Source organism: Chryseobacterium endophyticum (assembly GCF_056333165.1).
In genome coordinates this window covers 407,041-423,082 of sequence record NZ_JBWGXE010000003.1, presented here as the reverse complement: position 1 = coordinate 423,082, position 16,042 = coordinate 407,041, and the positions used below count along the sequence as shown (strand labels likewise).

Genomic DNA, 16,042 nt, shown 5'->3' with positions numbered 1-16,042 from the left:
TTCGATATGCGTGCTTATTTTTACAAATACTTAAGAATACGATCAATACTTTCCAGTTCCATAAAATGATCGTGTTTCAAATGGTGATCGTGCCGCTCGTGCGCCCAGGTTACATGATACGGAATATGTGCAGCATAACCGCCCAACTCCAGGACAGGCAGTATATCGGATTTTATTGAATTTCCCAACATAAGGAAGTTTTCGGGCTTACAATCCAGATGTTTTAATAGTTTCTGATAATCATGTATTTTCTTGTCACTCATTATTTCGATATGATGAAAATAGTTTTCCAATCCTGAATTTTTCAATTTCCGTTCCTGGTCTAACAGATCACCTTTGGTGGCTACTATCAGCCTGTATCGCCCTTTCAGCTGTTCCAGAGTTTCGGTTACTCCTGGTAATAATTCGATAGGTTTTTGGAGAAGTTCATGGCCTATAATGATAATTTCATCTATCAATTCCAACGAAACGGTACGATTGGAAATCCTGCTTGCGGTTTCAATCATACACAATATAAAGCCTTTCACTCCATAGCCGTACAGGTGAAGGTTTTTCATCTCAGTTTTAAATAACTCCTGCGATACCGAATGTCGGGGCAGGTAATTTTCAAGCAATGCGCAAAATTGTTTTTCCGCTTCCTGAAAATAAGGCTCGTTTACCCATAACGTATCATCTGCATCAAATGCTATTGTTTTTACAGTGTTTTGCATTTCTTTATTTTTGTATTTCTGAAAAGACAAAATTCAATAAAGTAGAAAACTAAAAAAAGGACATTTGTCCCGAGTGATCCATGTTACGAACCAACCAATCCGTTTTAGCTTTTGTGCAGGAACTTTACGAACAGCAGGAACGTAAAGAAAATATTATCATTAAGCAGTATAGCAAAGGGCAAAAACTATTTTTTCAAAATGAAAAAGCAACGAAAATCATGTTTGTAAGGGAAGGCATTGCCAAATGTTTTTTTACGGAACAAAACGATAAAGAGTATATACTTGAATTTTTGGGAAAAGGCGAAATCCTGGGAGAAATTGAATTTATCCGTAATATTGTTTGCCTTTGTAATATTGAAGCGGTGACGGATATAACGGTTTATGCCATTGCTCCCGACTATTTTTCAGAACTCATCAAAACCAACCTTACACTGAATAATATGCTGTTAAATGTTTTTGCAGAACGCATTATCAACACATCAAGCCGGGCTTCTTATCAGCAGCTTTATACCATTGAGCATAGTTTGGGAAAACTTTTAAAATTGCAATCCAAACAGGAAATATTTATCTCAAAAGTAGACATGGCTTCTTATCTTGGCATTACGGTAAGAAGTCTGAACAGGGCATTTAAAAGCCTGGCGGAATAAGGTGTTAAAAATTTTAATCTATTTTAAAGCTTAAATTTAAATGAGCCGGATGAATAAGAAGCTAACTTTGTTTTCTTCCTGCCAATCTTACCTTATCAAGCCAAATTTTACGCTGATGTTCATCGGAAGTTTTAATGATCCCGATATAGGTGACTTTTACCGGCTCTATCCCGCAAAATTGTAAAACCGACCTTTTGAGCTGATTCACGCTGGGTCTTCCAAACATTAACCTGTAATAGAGTCCGGGCTGGTCCAGTGTGGTAATGATATGGGCGGTCTTTCCTTTCAGAAGCTTATCCCACCAGACAGAATTTTCCCGGTATTTGAAGGCACGTCCCGGCAAAAACAACCGGTCAATAAAACCCTTCGTAATCGCCGGCAAACCGCCCCACCAGACCGGATGTATCCATACCAGATGGTCTGCCCAAACGATTTTTTCCCAACCTTCTACCAGATCGGGTTCCAGTTCCATGATTTTCTTATACCCAAACTTAAGATTGGGATCAAAGTTCAGATCAGCAATAACGATCTCCTTTATTTCAGCCCCGGATTCCTCAGCTCCTTTTCTATAGGATTCGGAAATTCCGAAATTAAACGACTCCCTGTTGGGGTGACCATTGATAATCAGTATTTTTTTCATTCCGTCAATTTAAACTTCTGTAATTTATTTATTTAAGAAGAAGGCTCCTATCAAATATAGACTTTTAACCCTGGTTTTCACTGTTTTAAATTACTGATATTTTTCATATAAGCAACCTTGTCAGACTGTATTAAAGTTTCTTTTCAATTTTAATTTAGATTAAATGTTGATGAGTTACAATATCTGAACCGTACAGACAAGTAATTTGGACCATACAGTCAAGTGGTGCGTTAAAGAAAAACTGAACTTTGCCCTATCAAATTAAAATAAACAAATGTCAGAAATTACTAAAATTCAATTGGGTCATAATGGACCTATGATTTCAAAGCTTGGTTTGGGATGTATGCGGATGTCATCAATCTGGGGCGGCCCGACGCCTGATGAAGCTGAAAGTATTGCCACAATTCATCAGGCTTTGGACAGTGGGATCAATTTCCTCAATACCGGAGATTTCTATGGTGCGGGTCACAATGAGATGCTCATTGGCAAGGCCATTAAGGGAAGACGTAATGATGCGTTTATCAGTGTCAAGTTCGGAGCGATCTTTCACAACGGACAATGGATCGGGATGGATCTGCGTCCGCTAGCGATTAAGAATTTCGTCAACTACTCCCTTACCCGACTGGGAATAGAGACCATTGATCTTTACCAGCCAAGCAGAATGGATGGCAGCGTACCGATTGAGGACATCATCGGGACCATCGCCGGCCTGATCGAAGAAGGCAAAGTGCGCCATATCGGAGTCTCAGAGATCACCGCCGAACAGCTTCAAACAGCCCACAACATTCATCCGATCAGTGCATTGGAAATCGGCTATTCTCTGGCAGACCGCCAGATTGAAAATGATCTGCTGCCCGCCGCCAGAGCATTAGGAATCGGGGTCATAGCTTTCGCCAATACGGCAGAAGGCCTGCTAACCGGTGATCTGAAAGCACCACTTTCAGAACATGACTACCGGAACCATTTTTCCCGTTTTCAGGGTGAGAACCTTATTTATAATCTTGAAAAAGTTGAAGTTCTTAAACAAATGGCTGTTAACAAAGGCTGCACACCAACACAGCTTGCCATCGCCTGGGTGAACGAACAGGGCGACCATATCATGCCATTGGTAAGTATGAGCCGCAGATCAAGACTTCCTGAGAACATCGCTGCCATGGATATTGTATTCACAAATGAGGAAATGAACATTTTAAACACTACATTTGCCATAGGTGCCCTCAAAGGCGGTACCTACCTGCAAAGATAATGGAAAGCCCAGCTGAGATCCTTCCCGGTGTTATATTCTACTCTTACCTTTCTTCGGAACGGAAAGAGAAAGCCTGCATCTGGAATCATCACACTTTGGTCATGCAGGTCTCAGGTCAGATGATTCTGGAAACCTCTGAACAGCAACTGATAATGTCTGCCGGCGAGGTATTGCTGATTCATAAAAATCAGCTGGGAACCCTCATGAAGACACCGGAGCCGGACGGACATTACGAGACCATTGTCATCTCGCTTCAGGAGGATCTGATGCGAAAAATAGCCCTGGAAGAAAAAATGGAGGCTTATGCTAAATATAGCGGGCTTTCAAATCTAATTCTCCCGAATAACGAGTTTCTGAAGGGGTATTTTCAATCCATTGTTCCCTATGCCAGAAGCTCTGGGGCTGAAATGACTGATGAACTGGGACTTTTAAAGGTGAAGGAAGGCATCAAACTAATGCTAATCGCCGCTCCCGAGCTCCGCAATTTTCTTTTCGATTTTTCAGAGCCTTATAAGGTGGATCTGGAGCGATTTATGCTCAGTAATTTTCATTTCAATGTACCGGTAGAAAAGTTTGCACAGCTTACAGGACGAAGCCTTTCAGGATTTAAAAGGGATTTCCGGAAAACATTTGGAATGCCGCCCAGGAAATGGCTCCAGGAAAAAAGGCTGAATGAGGCACGACACCTGATTGAAAGTAAAAACAAGAAACCTTCTTCCATCTACCTAGACCTGGGGTTCGAAAGCCTCTCTCATTTTTCTCATGCATTTAAAAAGAAATTCGGAAAAGCGCCGACAGTAGGCTCGACCTCTTAAAAATACTAAGTTTACGATTTAGTAAGATGAATTTTATGTTTTGGATAAACGCTTTATGAATCGTAAGTTTCCGGATAAAATTTATCTACGAAATAAAAGTTTAAATGTATTATATTAGAACAATGTTAATAGGCTTAGTATGAATATCACATATCTCTATGTATGTAAATACAAATTCTTTGAAGATATTAAAGTTCTGAGAATATCTTATTGCCAAACAATCTGGCACCATGCAGAACCAACCTTAAATCACTAGCTGTCTATATAAAATATTCTCTGAAATGATAAATGCCAGCCACCCAACGTCTGAAAATCTCCTGCAATTCATAGAATTCCAAGGCCCTTTAAGTAAAGATGCTTATATTGCCTTACGTTGCAGAATAAAGGAACAAACTTATAAAAAAGGAGAACATGTGGTAAACGAAGGAAGCGTTTGCAAGAAAATTTTCTTTTTGAATACCGGGCTTGTTAAAACCCTTTTTACCGCAGACGGCCGGGATTTTATTATGCGTTTTTTCCCGGAAGGCCATGTTTTTTCCGTTTTGGACAGTTTCATTGAGCAAAAACCTTCCATATATAGAATTACAGCTTTGGAATATTCTACGGTGAGCTATATTTTGTACGAGGATCTTCAAAAATTATGTTCTGAACATCATCAGATCGAAACCTTTTACCGAAAACTCCTTTCGATGGCGGTTGTAGAAATGATGAGCCGAGTAGGGCATTCGCTTGAAGAAACTGGAGTGGTAGCCTATAACAGATTTATAAAAGACCAGGGGCATCTCCTACAGCGGATCAGCCTGGCAGATCTAGCCTCTTACCTGGGGATTACCCAAGTTTCCTTAAGCAGGATTCGAAGGGGAAGCTAACGATTTTATCATTTGATAAATGCGGGCTCTATGCTGATATGTAATTTTAAAAAAAATTCATACAGTTATGATTCACCCGATTTTATTTAATAAGAAACTCACGGTTGCAGCAGTACTTATCATCACCATTGCAGCGCCTGTCATCGGTTATTTTTCTATTGGTTTACCTCCTGTCATCATAGTCGGCGGCTCCGCATTCATCGCATTGATATGCTGGTATAGAACCTATTTGCAGAATCCGGTGTCGCCATCGGTGATGTTGCCACTGTTTATCTTTACGGTGGCCGCATTGCAAATACACATCACAGAGGAATACCTGATGGGCTTCGCTCCTGCTATGAGCCGCCTGTTCGGAATTCCCTGGAGTGAAAAAAGCTTTCTCTTGATATTTGCGCTCGTCGGACCCACTATTTATACGCTGACATCACTTGGGTTGTACTACAGGATTCCCATTGCAGGGTTTATCGCATGGTTTATCTTTATAGGACCGGGTGTCGCTGAATTTACTCATTTTATCTTCCCGTTGATCTCACCGGATCTTTTAGCAGACGACCCACATCCGGTAACACATTCCATTACAGGTTTCGTGATAGAAAATATGCCAAATTACTATTACAGGACAACAGGGAGATATTATTTTCCTGGCATGTGGACAGCCATTCTGCCAATGATTCCGGGATGTTACGCTATTTTTAAACTGCTGTTTAGACCTGTACGTAAAGGTTTAGAAGTTTAACGGCAGTGACACGTTGTAGCTTACCCAGCTCTGATGATCCGGGAGAAAATCCGATCTTATCCTGCATTTGATACTTATACAAGGATCGGAAAAGATTCTTTAAAGGCAGAGATTTCCGGAATAAAGAATGGCAAAGATGACCATCGGTATTTTCCGATGAGACGTATCCGACAATAGTTCCTTTAAATGATACAGATATTGTCTGGCAGGATTGAAAGAAAACCTACAACACTCTTAAAAAAAATACAAATAAATAGTGCGCGGGTTCTATTTCCCGATACAGTATCTATAGAAGTATTTATTGATGGGGATTTACACAATACAAGATGTACAAAAGTGGTACACGATTAAGATGCTGCAACATCTTTTTTCTCTACTTTCCCGCACGAATCTCGTCACGTCAATCACTTGTAAACCAATACTTTACAGTATTTTACGATAAATTAAAAAATACATTTGTACTACTTTTGTACACCTCAAACCGTATAAATTCTTGTAAATTAGACAATTAACATTTACCGAATGCATCGGTGATAATTGATACATTTCGCCTGTACACCTCAATTTTTTTCTATTTTTTGAATAAAGATAAATTTTCGAATGTAGCTTTAACACCTTAAAATTTGTATTGAGTCAAATAAAATTTTTTCGTACTTTTTCTCAAGGTCATCATTTTCCTGAGCAAATCCTTTACCCCTCAAAAACAACCCATTCCAATTTATTAATTTCAGACTTTAGCTTTTCTAACGTTATAATAATTTCAGAAAAATTGGGTCGGTGTTCGCTGTACAGCATTTCAGATTTCATGGTTTCGTAGTCTTCTTCCCATCTCTTAATAATTGTGTCCGGAGGAATTGGATTTATTGTTTGAGGATTGTGTATTAAATAATCAACACCAGTAACTTTAGTAAATTCGATTCTGTGATAAACAATAGTTTTATACAAATCCTCATTCTTCAGAGCCTTATCTTTAAACTCAGAATGATAAAGACAATAAATATCATATAAATGTCTACTCAGACGATTTACTCTAATTTTATCATATGGTTTCTGAAATTCTTCATGTAATAAGAATATCTTCTCCAAAAAAGTTCTCTCAGGGTTGACAGAGGGTACAAGAAATTCACCATCTACAAAATCTAGATCTTTGTATTCCTGATCGACAAAAGAAGAAATTAAACAATCAGAAAAAGGTTCTTTTAGTGATCTGCACCCTATTTCAATTTGTACTCGAGGATTCAAATATCCTTTCGTTTCAATAATGGAAGGATAGTAAATATTAATGATTCGTGGATCTTGGTCTGATGACTGAACATCTTCTAAGGTAAATGTAACACCTTCTGCAATGCCTTTCTCTTCAAAACATTTCTGTAGCTTTGGATAAAATTCTTCAGATACGAATTTCCCTGATTTCTTTCGAAGATTAGTCTTTCTTTTGGTTATTTCAGTAAAACCCAAAAATTCTCTATCGATAGCCAAATCAATATCTTCAGAAAACCTTTGAATTAAATTCCAAGACTTACTTAATGAAGTACCGCCTTTAAAAACTAAATATTTAGCTTCGTCCATTTCAAATATTATAGACAAACTTTGCGTAACCCACCAGTCTTTTTCAACAGCAAAAGGTGTAATCCCTTTCTTTTCTGCAACGTGATTGAATGCATTAATTCTTGTTTTCTCCGGTAAGTTTAGAAATTTATTTTTCATTTTATTTAGTCAAAGCTTTACGCATTATTACTCTGATCCATTCAGGAGCTAATTTAATGTCATGTTCTAAACGGTATTGCTCTTCATTTTTCAAGTGATTTAAAACCGTTTGAATTTCATCATCCGTTACATTATCTTTTCCTATTTCTTTAAGAGCCTGAATTACTATCCCACTAATATTTCCAATCACAGCTAAATTTTTGGGACTTGTTTTTTTAAAAACAATACTTCGATTACCTACTTTGACAGTTCTAGCTGATCCGTCTGTATGATAAACCAGATTCATTGGTACTTGTGACGACAATCCGAGTTTATTAAGAGCTAACACACCTGTCGGAATAATTCGAGCTTTGTCCCTTTTTCTTATAGATTCTGCGATCTTTTCTGCCGTTGGCAAAATCTCACCTAAATAAGGATCCTGCTCTAAAATAGAAAAGATACCTCTTGCAACTCGACAAACTTTCTTTTCGTTAACCAAACGCTCTAGTGCTTTGGAAACAGCTTTGTAGTTACTAAAAGATAAAAAATCTTCAGTATAAAAAAGCGAACCCCTCTTGGCTTTTTTTATTTTATCAAGTATTTTATTATCGATACTTTCCATTGGTTTACAGCGTATTTTTGTCGCAAATTTAGCAAATATTTGCGACAAAATAGTCTTAAATTTGCTATTCTGCTCAATACCCTTTAAATTTGATACAAATTTAAAGGGTATTGATAGTAAAATCGCCCTTCGTTTTTGGAGGTGTCTCCTAGAGTATCTTTATTTTTGCGCATCCAGTACGCACGATCTCAAATCTTCTATAAACTAGCAATGAATGTTGATTATACTATTATTGCAAACTACCAGCTAATTTAACCGTTCCTCCAACTGCCCTTTCCAAGTTGCAAATCCTTTGTTACTGTCCGAATAATCGTGCATAATCCTTGAAAAGTTCTGAGGATTGGTTTCTAAATAAGTTTGTCTCCCTTTCTCTTTTATAATATTCAATTCTTTGTCAATTTGTTTTATGGTATCTATCAATGTAGCTTTATTTTTTTCTGTATGCCAAATGTAGGTTGCTTCTTCAGTGTCTAAAGTCTCTAAAACGATATGATACTTTTGAGTTCCTGATAATAAGAATACAAATGAAAAAGGTTGCAAAACAAACCGTAGCTTCATTACATTTCGCTCGTGCTTGTCAGCCAAAAACTGAATGTGTTGCGAATGTTTATATTGCTTTCCTTTTAACAAATCCCCCAGAATACTTTCAGGGTTTGTATAAATATTTTGATTATTAGGAAGTTCATTGGTCGTAAGAATATTTTGTTTTGATATAGGAATTTGACCAATGAAGTTTTTATTCAGAAATTGGAACTTTACGCTTTCAATTAATTCTTTATTGATGTTTTCAATATCGGCAGAAGTTGCTAATTGTGACAAGATTACTCCATTTTCTACCTCTGCATAAATTTCAATATTAATAACTTTTGATTTTAAAACCCTGGCAAAATAAGGTTTAAGAACTTCGAATTCTGGTCTAAATTCTTCATTTTCAATTTCAAAATTAAATCGCTGGCTACTTTCTTTATCATTATATTCAAAACCAACATTACCATATCTGAAATCCAAATCTTCTATTGTAATTCTAATTTGTTTAGTAATGATTAAACTTTCTCTTTCGGTGATAAGTTCGGTTGGTTCGTCAAACAAGTTTGCGTGTTTGGCTATTTGACGATAATAACTGTTTCGTTTTAAAAAAAGTTTGTTCAGATAATCAATTTTGATGTCCCTGTAATCATAAATAGTAGGATTGATTTCCGAACGTTGTACACGACCTATATATTGAATCAGTTTACCTTTAAAAGAAAAAGGGTAGACTAAAAATAAGGTATTGATATTGGACAAATCCGAACCTTCGCCAAAATACTGTCCTGTAGTAATGAACACCTGAAAATTACCTTGTTGTAAGGCTTGCCATTTGGATTTCCTGTTACTTTCGGAATCATCGCCGCTTAGTGTAATAATTTCATAAGATTGCTTCAGAAAAAGATGAAGCGTATCAATATGCTCTTTTCTTTCAGTGATAATGGCGATTCGTTTTCCTTTGGATAGCTCTATTTTTATATCATTCAGAATAAGTTTGTTTCGTTCTGAGTCGTGAACTAAAATTTTTGAAAGAGTTTCAAAATTGTCTGTTTTTGAATTGAATGGCACATCCAAATCGGTAGTTCTGACAATGATTTGAGCGTGTTTAAAGTTTTCTATTTCATTGCTTATAACCTCTGAAATCACATCACCTAAATAAGCAAATATAAGTTTGTCATCATTATATTTCCTGAATGGTGTTGCCGTCAAGCCATACAAATGAAAAGTTTCCAGTTTTTCAATGGTACTTCGAAATGTTTCCGCAGCAATATGATGGCATTCATCTATTAGAATTGTTCCGAATAGATTTTGCATTTTTTCTGTTTGTTTTGGTAAACTCTGAACCGTAGCAATGGTGACTTGCTTTCCAATCTTAGCTTTCCCTTGACCTATAATGCCGACTTCGTGTTTAGGAATTCCGAGAAATGCTTGGATTCGTTCCTGCCATTGTTCCAACAACTGTTTGCGATGTACAACTATTAAAGCTGGTTGTTTTTTATCCGAAATAATTTTCAACCCCATAATCGTTTTACCCGAACCCGGTGGAGCAACGATAACACCAAAATCCTTTTTTGAAACAGCTTTTACAACTTTATCTTGATGATTTCTCAAAGTTGCATTGAATGCAAAATCAATTTCTTCTTTTAGCCTCCTTTGGTCTTTAAAATCAAAATCCAAATTCTGTTCTTTACAAAACCGAAGCAATTTCCCAATAAAGCCTCGTGGAACAATAATTTCATTTTCTGTTTCTTCAACAAGTTTAAAATAACGGTCTGTTCCAAAAGTATTTTTTCCTGATTTCTTCTTGATAAAGAATTCAGAATTGGCAAAATTTAATTCTTCTTTTAAAAAATTAATCAATGGAGGTGTCAATCCATCTCTTTGAATACGGATATTTTTATAGAGTGTGATACATAATTTTTCGTAACCGCTTTTGGAAATTGGTGAATTGTGCGTTGTTGAAATTTCCTGAAATAGATTGTCTAAAACATCAATGGAAGCTCTCTCGATTTCATTCAAAAATTGCCATTGATGTAAAAAAGGTTCAAAAGTCTCCGGATTAATAAAACAACTATTTCCGGCTTCCATTGCAGGCTTATAAAGTGGTAATGCTATCAGATTCCCCAAACCTTTCCCCGAAAGAAAATCCTGATTAGGAAACAGTCTGTCAAAACTTGAACTCTTGTCAAACATTGAAAATATACCCGATTGTTCCAAAATCGAAATGAAAATTTTTCTACTTCTGACAGATGGATAAGGTTTTTCGAAAAATATCCAAACGTGTCCGCCATTTCCCGAACGTGAACGCTCCAAATAGGCATGGATATTTTTCTTTTTGCAAGCGTTTAAGAAATTGACCGCTTCCTCTTTCCAGTTCTGTTTATCAAAATCAGCGACCAAAAACCAGGAAGTATTGTTCTGCAATAATGGATAAACACCAATTTGCTGAATACCATTTAAGTGTTTTTGAATTTCGTTATCGGTAAGTGGTAAATAATTTTTGTTTGAATAATTTGAAAAAGTACCGCCATTCATTTTATGTACCCGGTAATGATATGGGTCGTATTGATACGCAGGCATATAACCTGACTTTCCTGCTTTTTCCCAACGAACGGCAAACACTTCCTCTCTTCCTTGAAATAAGGAACGGACAGTGTTTATTTGCACGTTAGGATTATTATTCATAAAAGTTTAAATAATGTACACTTCTGAAAGTTTCTGAAATGATTTTGACTCTCCAATTCTTTCTTTTGTTGTACATTCAACAAAATGTAATTGTCACCATTAACAAAAAAGGAATTAGGTGTTCCCTTACTTGTTTTTTCTTTGCCAACAACGGAATCGGGCGAACCTATAAATTTTATTCCCTTCAAATGCAACATTTTTTAGATATAGCATTTTTAATTGAGAGATTATAAAATTATGAAAAGAAAGCCATATTATATAATTTTACATTCCAAAAATCAAGTATTATAGGATTTACAAAAATTAATATTTGTCCTTCTAAATCACTATGCTTAAGGTAATAATCACTTACTTGTTTTTATATTTTGCTCGAACTTCTATATCATCAAGATAATTTCCCAAGGATTTGTTCAACTAAACAATTCTTCTAAAAATAGGGGATAGAGTTTTTATATTCGCTGAAATCTTGTGCGCCGCCCGATACAGTATCTATAGAAGTATTTATTGATGGGGATTTACACAATACAAGATGTACAAAAGTGGTACACGATTAAGATGCTGCAACATCTTTTTTCTCTACTTTCCCGCAGGAACCCCATCAACTTAAACGATTGTATATCAATATTTTATGATATTTTACAGAAAATTTAAAAATTCATTTGTACTACTTCTGTACACCTCCGACCTTATAAATTTCTGTAAATTAAACAATTAACATTTCCCGACTGTAACAGTGATAATTGATACATTTCGCCTTAAATTCTATTTGATCATTCTATCTATTAATTCTCTACTTGATTTACTAACTCCAAATTCTTTGATAGTCTTGACCATTTATCAAGTGCTGAAAGTGTTTGCGCGATAACACTATCAATAAGTCCTTTTGAGAGTTTAGCTTCCTGACCTAACTTCACTAAATGTTTAATGTTTATATTTCTACCTTCTCCCAAAACCATAGTGCTCTGCTCACCACCGGGACCGTTTGAAAAAGTCAGATCGTAGGCAGGTGAAAACTTCCAGTTACCTGAGTCGTCCATCAAGAAGGCAAAGTTCTTTGCGTGGTCATCCCTATTGTGAGACAAGACGTTAAAAACTGCCAATCGATACATCCATAGGCTTGAGAGCTCTAATAAATATAATTTCGGTATCTATGCTTCATTTAATGCAAAAGTAAATGTGCTCCCTGCCCCATATTCACTTTTAACGTTCAGTGTGCCGCCCTGAGTTTCTATAAATTCTTTGCTGATACTTAAGCCTAAACCTGTTCCTTCTTTTTTAGTGCCAGGAATTCTGAAATAACGTTCAAAAACTTTTGACACATATTGGGGTTCAATACCCTGCCCTGTATCCGTTACTGAAAAAATGACTTTCTCTGTCTCTTTTTTAACCTCAATGATAATTTCTGAATTTTCATAGGAATAACGGACCGCATTGGATAAGAGGTTATTAAGCACCCAGGAGGTTTTTTCAAGATCTGCGGATACATATTGTATCTCCGGATCAATCCTGGTGATAAATTGTATGTTTTTTTGCTCAGCCGATGCTTTGTTGGCTTCTGTTGCATAATCGACAATATCAGAAACTTTGGATGGTCTTATATTTAATTTAATGGAACCACTTTCCAGCTGTGCAATATCAAGCAACTCCCCTGTAATTTTCAGAAGTCTGTTGGTATCATCTTTTATCCCATTAACCAAATTGAGCTGATCCTGATTCAGAGGTCCAATCTTATCATTTTCAAGAAGCTGCAATCCCATCTTTATAGACGAAATCGGTGTTTTGAACTCATGCGAAACCGTTCCTATAAAATTGGTTTTGGCAACATCCAGTTCCTTGAGAGGCGTTACATTATGAAGCATAATCACCTGACCGATAAACTGGGTGTTTTGCTCTCCGGTAGGCACAATGTTAATAGCTATAATATCTTTTTCAAAATAGCTTTCTTTACCGTTAGCATAAATTTTCATCACCTCATTTTTTGCGGGACTGCCGGGCTGAACAATGTCTTTGATGATGGTTCGTACCAAATCATTGGTAACTGCTACATCCTGAATAAGTTTCCCTAAGCAGTTTTCTCTTTTAAGTCCTGTAATATTGAGTGCTTCATCATTTATAAAAAGGATTTTCCGGTTCTCATCTATGCCTATAACAGGATCATTCATATTGTCAATCAGGGTTTCAATCCTTTTTTTGCCTTTGAGGATTTTTTCGATCTTGCTCTCCGAAAACTCCTGAATTTTTTCTGCCATAGTATTGAAGGATCTGGCGAGCTCACCAAACTCACTGCTGCTTTCAAAATGTACGCGTTCTTTATAATTTTGATTGGCAATCTGCTTGATGCTTATGGTCAACTGGCGAATCGGATCTGCAATATTGGAGGGAAGGTTGACCATTAAAATAAATGCGATCAGGAAGCAGAGCATGCCTACTATTGAAATCATGGTAATCGCATCGTGCGCCGTATCATCAGCTATTGAGCTTTTATGCTGAATGGCTGCCATATTAAGCTGCATCAGTTCGGTCAGGTCTTTCCTGATGGATGATTTTAAAGCTGCATTTTCAGGATCTTTTTTTAGCGCACCAAAATGAGTAACGACCTTTTCTGTAGCTTCTTTTTCTCCCGGCTCAGTTACATTCTTTCTCTGTTTTTCAAGATGTTTTTCAAAAACGGTAAACGCTAAAGGATCTGAATTCACTTCTTCCAGGGCAAGCAGCATATTCCTGGAATATTCAAGGGTATTATAGTTGGCAACCAGAATATTGTTGGTGTCTTTTTTTAACTGATTAATGTACCAGGCGCTTAGGACCGATAGCACAATAATCATAACGAATAAAAGACCGACACCTATATTGAGTTTTGTTTTTATTTTCATTACGAGAGAATTACTAAATCTATATTTTCCTGAGACAATTTATTGAGCAGTGTATTAAATGTATCGGTAGCCAGAATGATCTTCCAGAGGTTTAAATGAGGCTTGCCGATACAAACTGTTGTGATTTTTCTTTCCTCACACTGTTGCATAATCGCCTGAGCCACTTTTATACTTTCAACTTTTATGATTTCTGCGCCTAATTCCGTTGCTAATTTAAAATTATTGATTAAGTGGCGCTGCTTATCCAAAGCTATTTTGTCTGAACTTTCACTTGGAATCTGAACATAGAGAAGATACCACTGGCTATGGTAATAGTTGGCCAGTCTTGCTGTTTTTCGGATCACATTCTTTGCTGTCTTCTCATTAGAACTTATGCAGGCTAAAAATCGTTCTTTTTTAAAAGCCTTGTGGATCACTACTTCCGCTTCAACCTTTCTGGTAACCTGGGAAGCCACTTCCTTTAAAGCCAATTCCCTTAACTGCAGAATGCTTTCCGATTTAAAAAAATTGTTCAATGCTGAAACAATTTTATTCTGGTCATAGATTTTTCCTGCTTTAAGACGATCAATAAGCTCTTCGGCAGTCAAATCTATGTTAACCACTTCGTCCGCTTCTGAAAGCACAGAATCAGGTATCCTTTCTTTCACTTCGATTCCTGTGATACTTTTTACTTCATCATTAAGGCTTTCAATATGCTGGATATTCACTGCACTGATGACGTTGATTCCAGAATCAAGTATTTCCATAACATCCTGCCAGCGTTTATCATTCTTGCTGCCTTCAATATTGGTATGCGCCAATTCATCTACAATAACCACTTCCGGTCTCAGGTTTAGAACGGCCTGCACATCTAACTCCTCCAATTCTTTACCTCTGTAGAACAATTTTCTTCTCGGAATAACAGGCAATCCATCCAGAAGAGCGTGAGTCTCTTTACGGTGATGGGTTTCTATATATCCTATCTTGACATCTATCCCATTTTCCAGAAGTGCGTGAGCCTCCTGAAGCATACGATAGGTTTTTCCGACACCGGCACTCATTCCTATATACACCTTGAACTTACCCCTTCTTGATTTTTTAATCAGGTTAAGAAAATCTTCCGCAGAATTTCCGTCTTGTGACATAGTATAATTTTTTATTTTTTTTAATTTAATTTTTTCTGACATTCCGTTCCAAAATTTCTACCCGTTTTTCCAATGCCTTTATCTTTTCAGAATCGGTCTGCATTACTGGGCTGTCTTCTTCCACTTACATTTTTGATAACCAATCCAGACTCCGGGAATCATCATTATAACCAGTAAAACATCCCATAAAATAACATTTTTGAGGGTACGTTTTTCTTTGTTAAGTGCTTCGAACTTAAAATATCTCGAAAGGAGAAAAGTTGCCCAGCCAATGAATAAACAATTGATGAAATAAAAATAAATCCCTCCTATAAAATAAACATAATCCAGATGCGCAATTCCATAGACAGCTGTACACAAAGGCGGCATACAGGCTGTTGCAATGGCAACACCGGCAATGATCTTTACCCCCTCTTTTTTAACAATTCCGATAAAACCTGCCAAACCTCCGAAGAATGCGAGAAAAATATTAAAAATTGAAGCTTTTTGAAAAGATTCCAAAAGCTGCGTGGTATGATCGAAAGGATTGACGAGGAAAAACACAGTTGCCGATGCCAGACTTACGACCGTCATTTTCACCCAGTTTCTTACGCCTTCTATCCGCAGATCTCTGTCATTAATGGCTAACCGAATGCAAATCCTATCACAGGTCCCATCAACGGAAAAATCAGCATTGCACCGATAACCGCACTTACAGATTGGTCGTGAGGCCGATGCAGGCAATCACCATTGCAAAACCTAAAATCCAGAGATTAAAGCCTTTAAAAATGACCCCTTCTTTGATTTCGTTGTACCTTCCCTTTCGTGCTCTTCCCTCGCTGTATAGATCTGTTGCCCTAAATATCTTTTAAAAATATCAAATCG

Annotated in this window: 14 protein-coding genes; 5 read left to right on the top strand and 9 right to left on the bottom strand. The window is 36.8% G+C overall.

Annotated features, from left to right (window positions below):
* Positions 1–20: 20 nt before the first annotated feature.
* Entirely contained in the window at positions 21–710 is a 690-nt protein-coding gene (locus AC0N32_RS10085) for an HAD family hydrolase (protein ID WP_476393723.1), read from the bottom strand.
* A gap of 80 nt (positions 711–790) precedes the next feature.
* Here AC0N32_RS10085 and AC0N32_RS10080 point away from each other — a divergent pair, with 80 nt between their 5' ends.
* The gene (locus tag AC0N32_RS10080; RefSeq protein WP_476393722.1) at positions 791–1,357 is read left to right on the top strand and encodes a Crp/Fnr family transcriptional regulator; all 567 of its coding nucleotides are present in this window, start codon (positions 791–793) and stop codon (positions 1,355–1,357) included.
* 61 nt (positions 1,358–1,418) lie between these two features.
* On the opposite strand, the gene AC0N32_RS10075 is transcribed toward AC0N32_RS10080, so the two are convergent.
* A complete protein-coding gene (locus AC0N32_RS10075) occupies positions 1,419–1,997 on the bottom strand; it encodes an NAD(P)H-dependent oxidoreductase (RefSeq protein ID WP_476393721.1) in 579 nt (192 codons plus the stop codon).
* A 274-nt stretch (positions 1,998–2,271) separates the two neighbouring features.
* Here AC0N32_RS10075 and AC0N32_RS10070 point away from each other — a divergent pair, with 274 nt between their 5' ends.
* The 4 genes from AC0N32_RS10070 (at position 2,272) to AC0N32_RS10055 (ending at position 5,663) form a co-directional block, all read left to right on the top strand.
* Positions 2,272–3,243, top strand: a complete 972-nt coding sequence (locus AC0N32_RS10070) for an aldo/keto reductase (protein WP_476393720.1) — start codon at positions 2,272–2,274, stop codon at positions 3,241–3,243.
* Positions 3,243–4,058, top strand: coding sequence for a helix-turn-helix domain-containing protein (locus AC0N32_RS10065; RefSeq protein WP_476393719.1), 816 nt, complete (start codon positions 3,243–3,245; stop codon positions 4,056–4,058). The genes AC0N32_RS10070 and AC0N32_RS10065 overlap by 1 nt, the downstream gene beginning before the upstream one ends.
* Positions 4,059–4,339: 281 nt before the next feature.
* Complete coding sequence (locus tag AC0N32_RS10060; protein WP_476393718.1) at positions 4,340–4,927, top strand: Crp/Fnr family transcriptional regulator; 588 nt, start codon at positions 4,340–4,342, stop codon at positions 4,925–4,927.
* Between the two features lie 67 nt (positions 4,928–4,994).
* Positions 4,995–5,663 carry a hypothetical protein gene (locus AC0N32_RS10055; protein WP_476393717.1) on the top strand — a complete coding sequence of 223 codons (669 nt, stop codon included), beginning with the start codon at positions 4,995–4,997 and terminating at the stop codon, positions 5,661–5,663.
* Positions 5,664–6,353: 690 nt separating this feature from the next.
* On the opposite strand, the gene AC0N32_RS10050 is transcribed toward AC0N32_RS10055, so the two are convergent.
* The 7 genes from AC0N32_RS10050 to AC0N32_RS10020 form a co-directional block, all read right to left on the bottom strand.
* Positions 6,354–7,370 (bottom strand): nucleotidyl transferase AbiEii/AbiGii toxin family protein, encoded by a 1,017-nt coding sequence (locus AC0N32_RS10050; RefSeq protein WP_476393716.1) that lies wholly within the window; start codon positions 7,368–7,370, stop codon positions 6,354–6,356.
* Position 7,371: 1 nt separating this feature from the next.
* Positions 7,372–7,971 carry a DUF6088 family protein gene (locus tag AC0N32_RS10045; RefSeq protein WP_476393715.1) on the bottom strand — a complete coding sequence of 200 codons (600 nt, stop codon included), beginning with the start codon at positions 7,969–7,971 and terminating at the stop codon, positions 7,372–7,374.
* 246 nt (positions 7,972–8,217) lie between these two features.
* Positions 8,218–11,181, bottom strand: a complete 2,964-nt coding sequence (locus AC0N32_RS10040) for a TOTE conflict system archaeo-eukaryotic primase domain-containing protein (RefSeq protein WP_476393714.1) — start codon at positions 11,179–11,181, stop codon at positions 8,218–8,220.
* Positions 11,182–11,963: 782 nt separating this feature from the next.
* Entirely contained in the window at positions 11,964–12,290 is a 327-nt protein-coding gene (locus AC0N32_RS10035) for a HipA domain-containing protein (protein ID WP_476393713.1), read from the bottom strand.
* Between the two features lie 39 nt (positions 12,291–12,329).
* Positions 12,330–14,054: a HAMP domain-containing sensor histidine kinase gene (locus AC0N32_RS10030; RefSeq protein ID WP_476393712.1), complete on the bottom strand. Its 1,725-nt coding sequence runs from the start codon at positions 14,052–14,054 to the stop codon at positions 12,330–12,332.
* Entirely contained in the window at positions 14,054–15,178 is a 1,125-nt protein-coding gene (locus tag AC0N32_RS10025; RefSeq protein WP_476393711.1) for a sensor protein KdpD, read from the bottom strand. The genes AC0N32_RS10030 and AC0N32_RS10025 overlap by 1 nt, the downstream gene beginning before the upstream one ends.
* Before the next feature lie 102 nt (positions 15,179–15,280).
* Positions 15,281–15,901 (bottom strand): DUF389 domain-containing protein, encoded by a 621-nt coding sequence (locus AC0N32_RS10020; protein WP_476393710.1) that lies wholly within the window; start codon positions 15,899–15,901, stop codon positions 15,281–15,283.
* Positions 15,902–16,042: the final 141 nt, after the last annotated feature.

Excerpts from the sequence above, each read along its gene's own strand:
- AC0N32_RS10085 (WP_476393723.1), bottom strand. The coding sequence starts at position 710 with ATGCAAAACACTGTAAAAACAATAGCATTTGATGCAGATGATACGTTA.
- AC0N32_RS10080 (WP_476393722.1), top strand. The coding sequence starts at position 791 with ATGTTACGAACCAACCAATCCGTTTTAGCTTTTGTGCAGGAACTTTAC.
- AC0N32_RS10075 (WP_476393721.1), bottom strand. The coding sequence starts at position 1,997 with ATGAAAAAAATACTGATTATCAATGGTCACCCCAACAGGGAGTCGTTT.
- AC0N32_RS10070 (WP_476393720.1), top strand. The coding sequence starts at position 2,272 with ATGTCAGAAATTACTAAAATTCAATTGGGTCATAATGGACCTATGATT.
- AC0N32_RS10065 (WP_476393719.1), top strand. The coding sequence starts at position 3,243 with ATGGAAAGCCCAGCTGAGATCCTTCCCGGTGTTATATTCTACTCTTAC.
- AC0N32_RS10060 (WP_476393718.1), top strand. The coding sequence starts at position 4,340 with ATGATAAATGCCAGCCACCCAACGTCTGAAAATCTCCTGCAATTCATA.
- AC0N32_RS10055 (WP_476393717.1), top strand. The coding sequence starts at position 4,995 with ATGATTCACCCGATTTTATTTAATAAGAAACTCACGGTTGCAGCAGTA.
- AC0N32_RS10050 (WP_476393716.1), bottom strand. The coding sequence starts at position 7,370 with ATGAAAAATAAATTTCTAAACTTACCGGAGAAAACAAGAATTAATGCA.
- AC0N32_RS10045 (WP_476393715.1), bottom strand. The coding sequence starts at position 7,971 with ATGGAAAGTATCGATAATAAAATACTTGATAAAATAAAAAAAGCCAAG.
- AC0N32_RS10040 (WP_476393714.1), bottom strand. The coding sequence starts at position 11,181 with ATGAATAATAATCCTAACGTGCAAATAAACACTGTCCGTTCCTTATTT.
- AC0N32_RS10035 (WP_476393713.1), bottom strand. The coding sequence starts at position 12,290 with ATGTATCGATTGGCAGTTTTTAACGTCTTGTCTCACAATAGGGATGAC.
- AC0N32_RS10030 (WP_476393712.1), bottom strand. The coding sequence starts at position 14,054 with ATGAAAATAAAAACAAAACTCAATATAGGTGTCGGTCTTTTATTCGTT.
- AC0N32_RS10025 (WP_476393711.1), bottom strand. The coding sequence starts at position 15,178 with ATGTCACAAGACGGAAATTCTGCGGAAGATTTTCTTAACCTGATTAAA.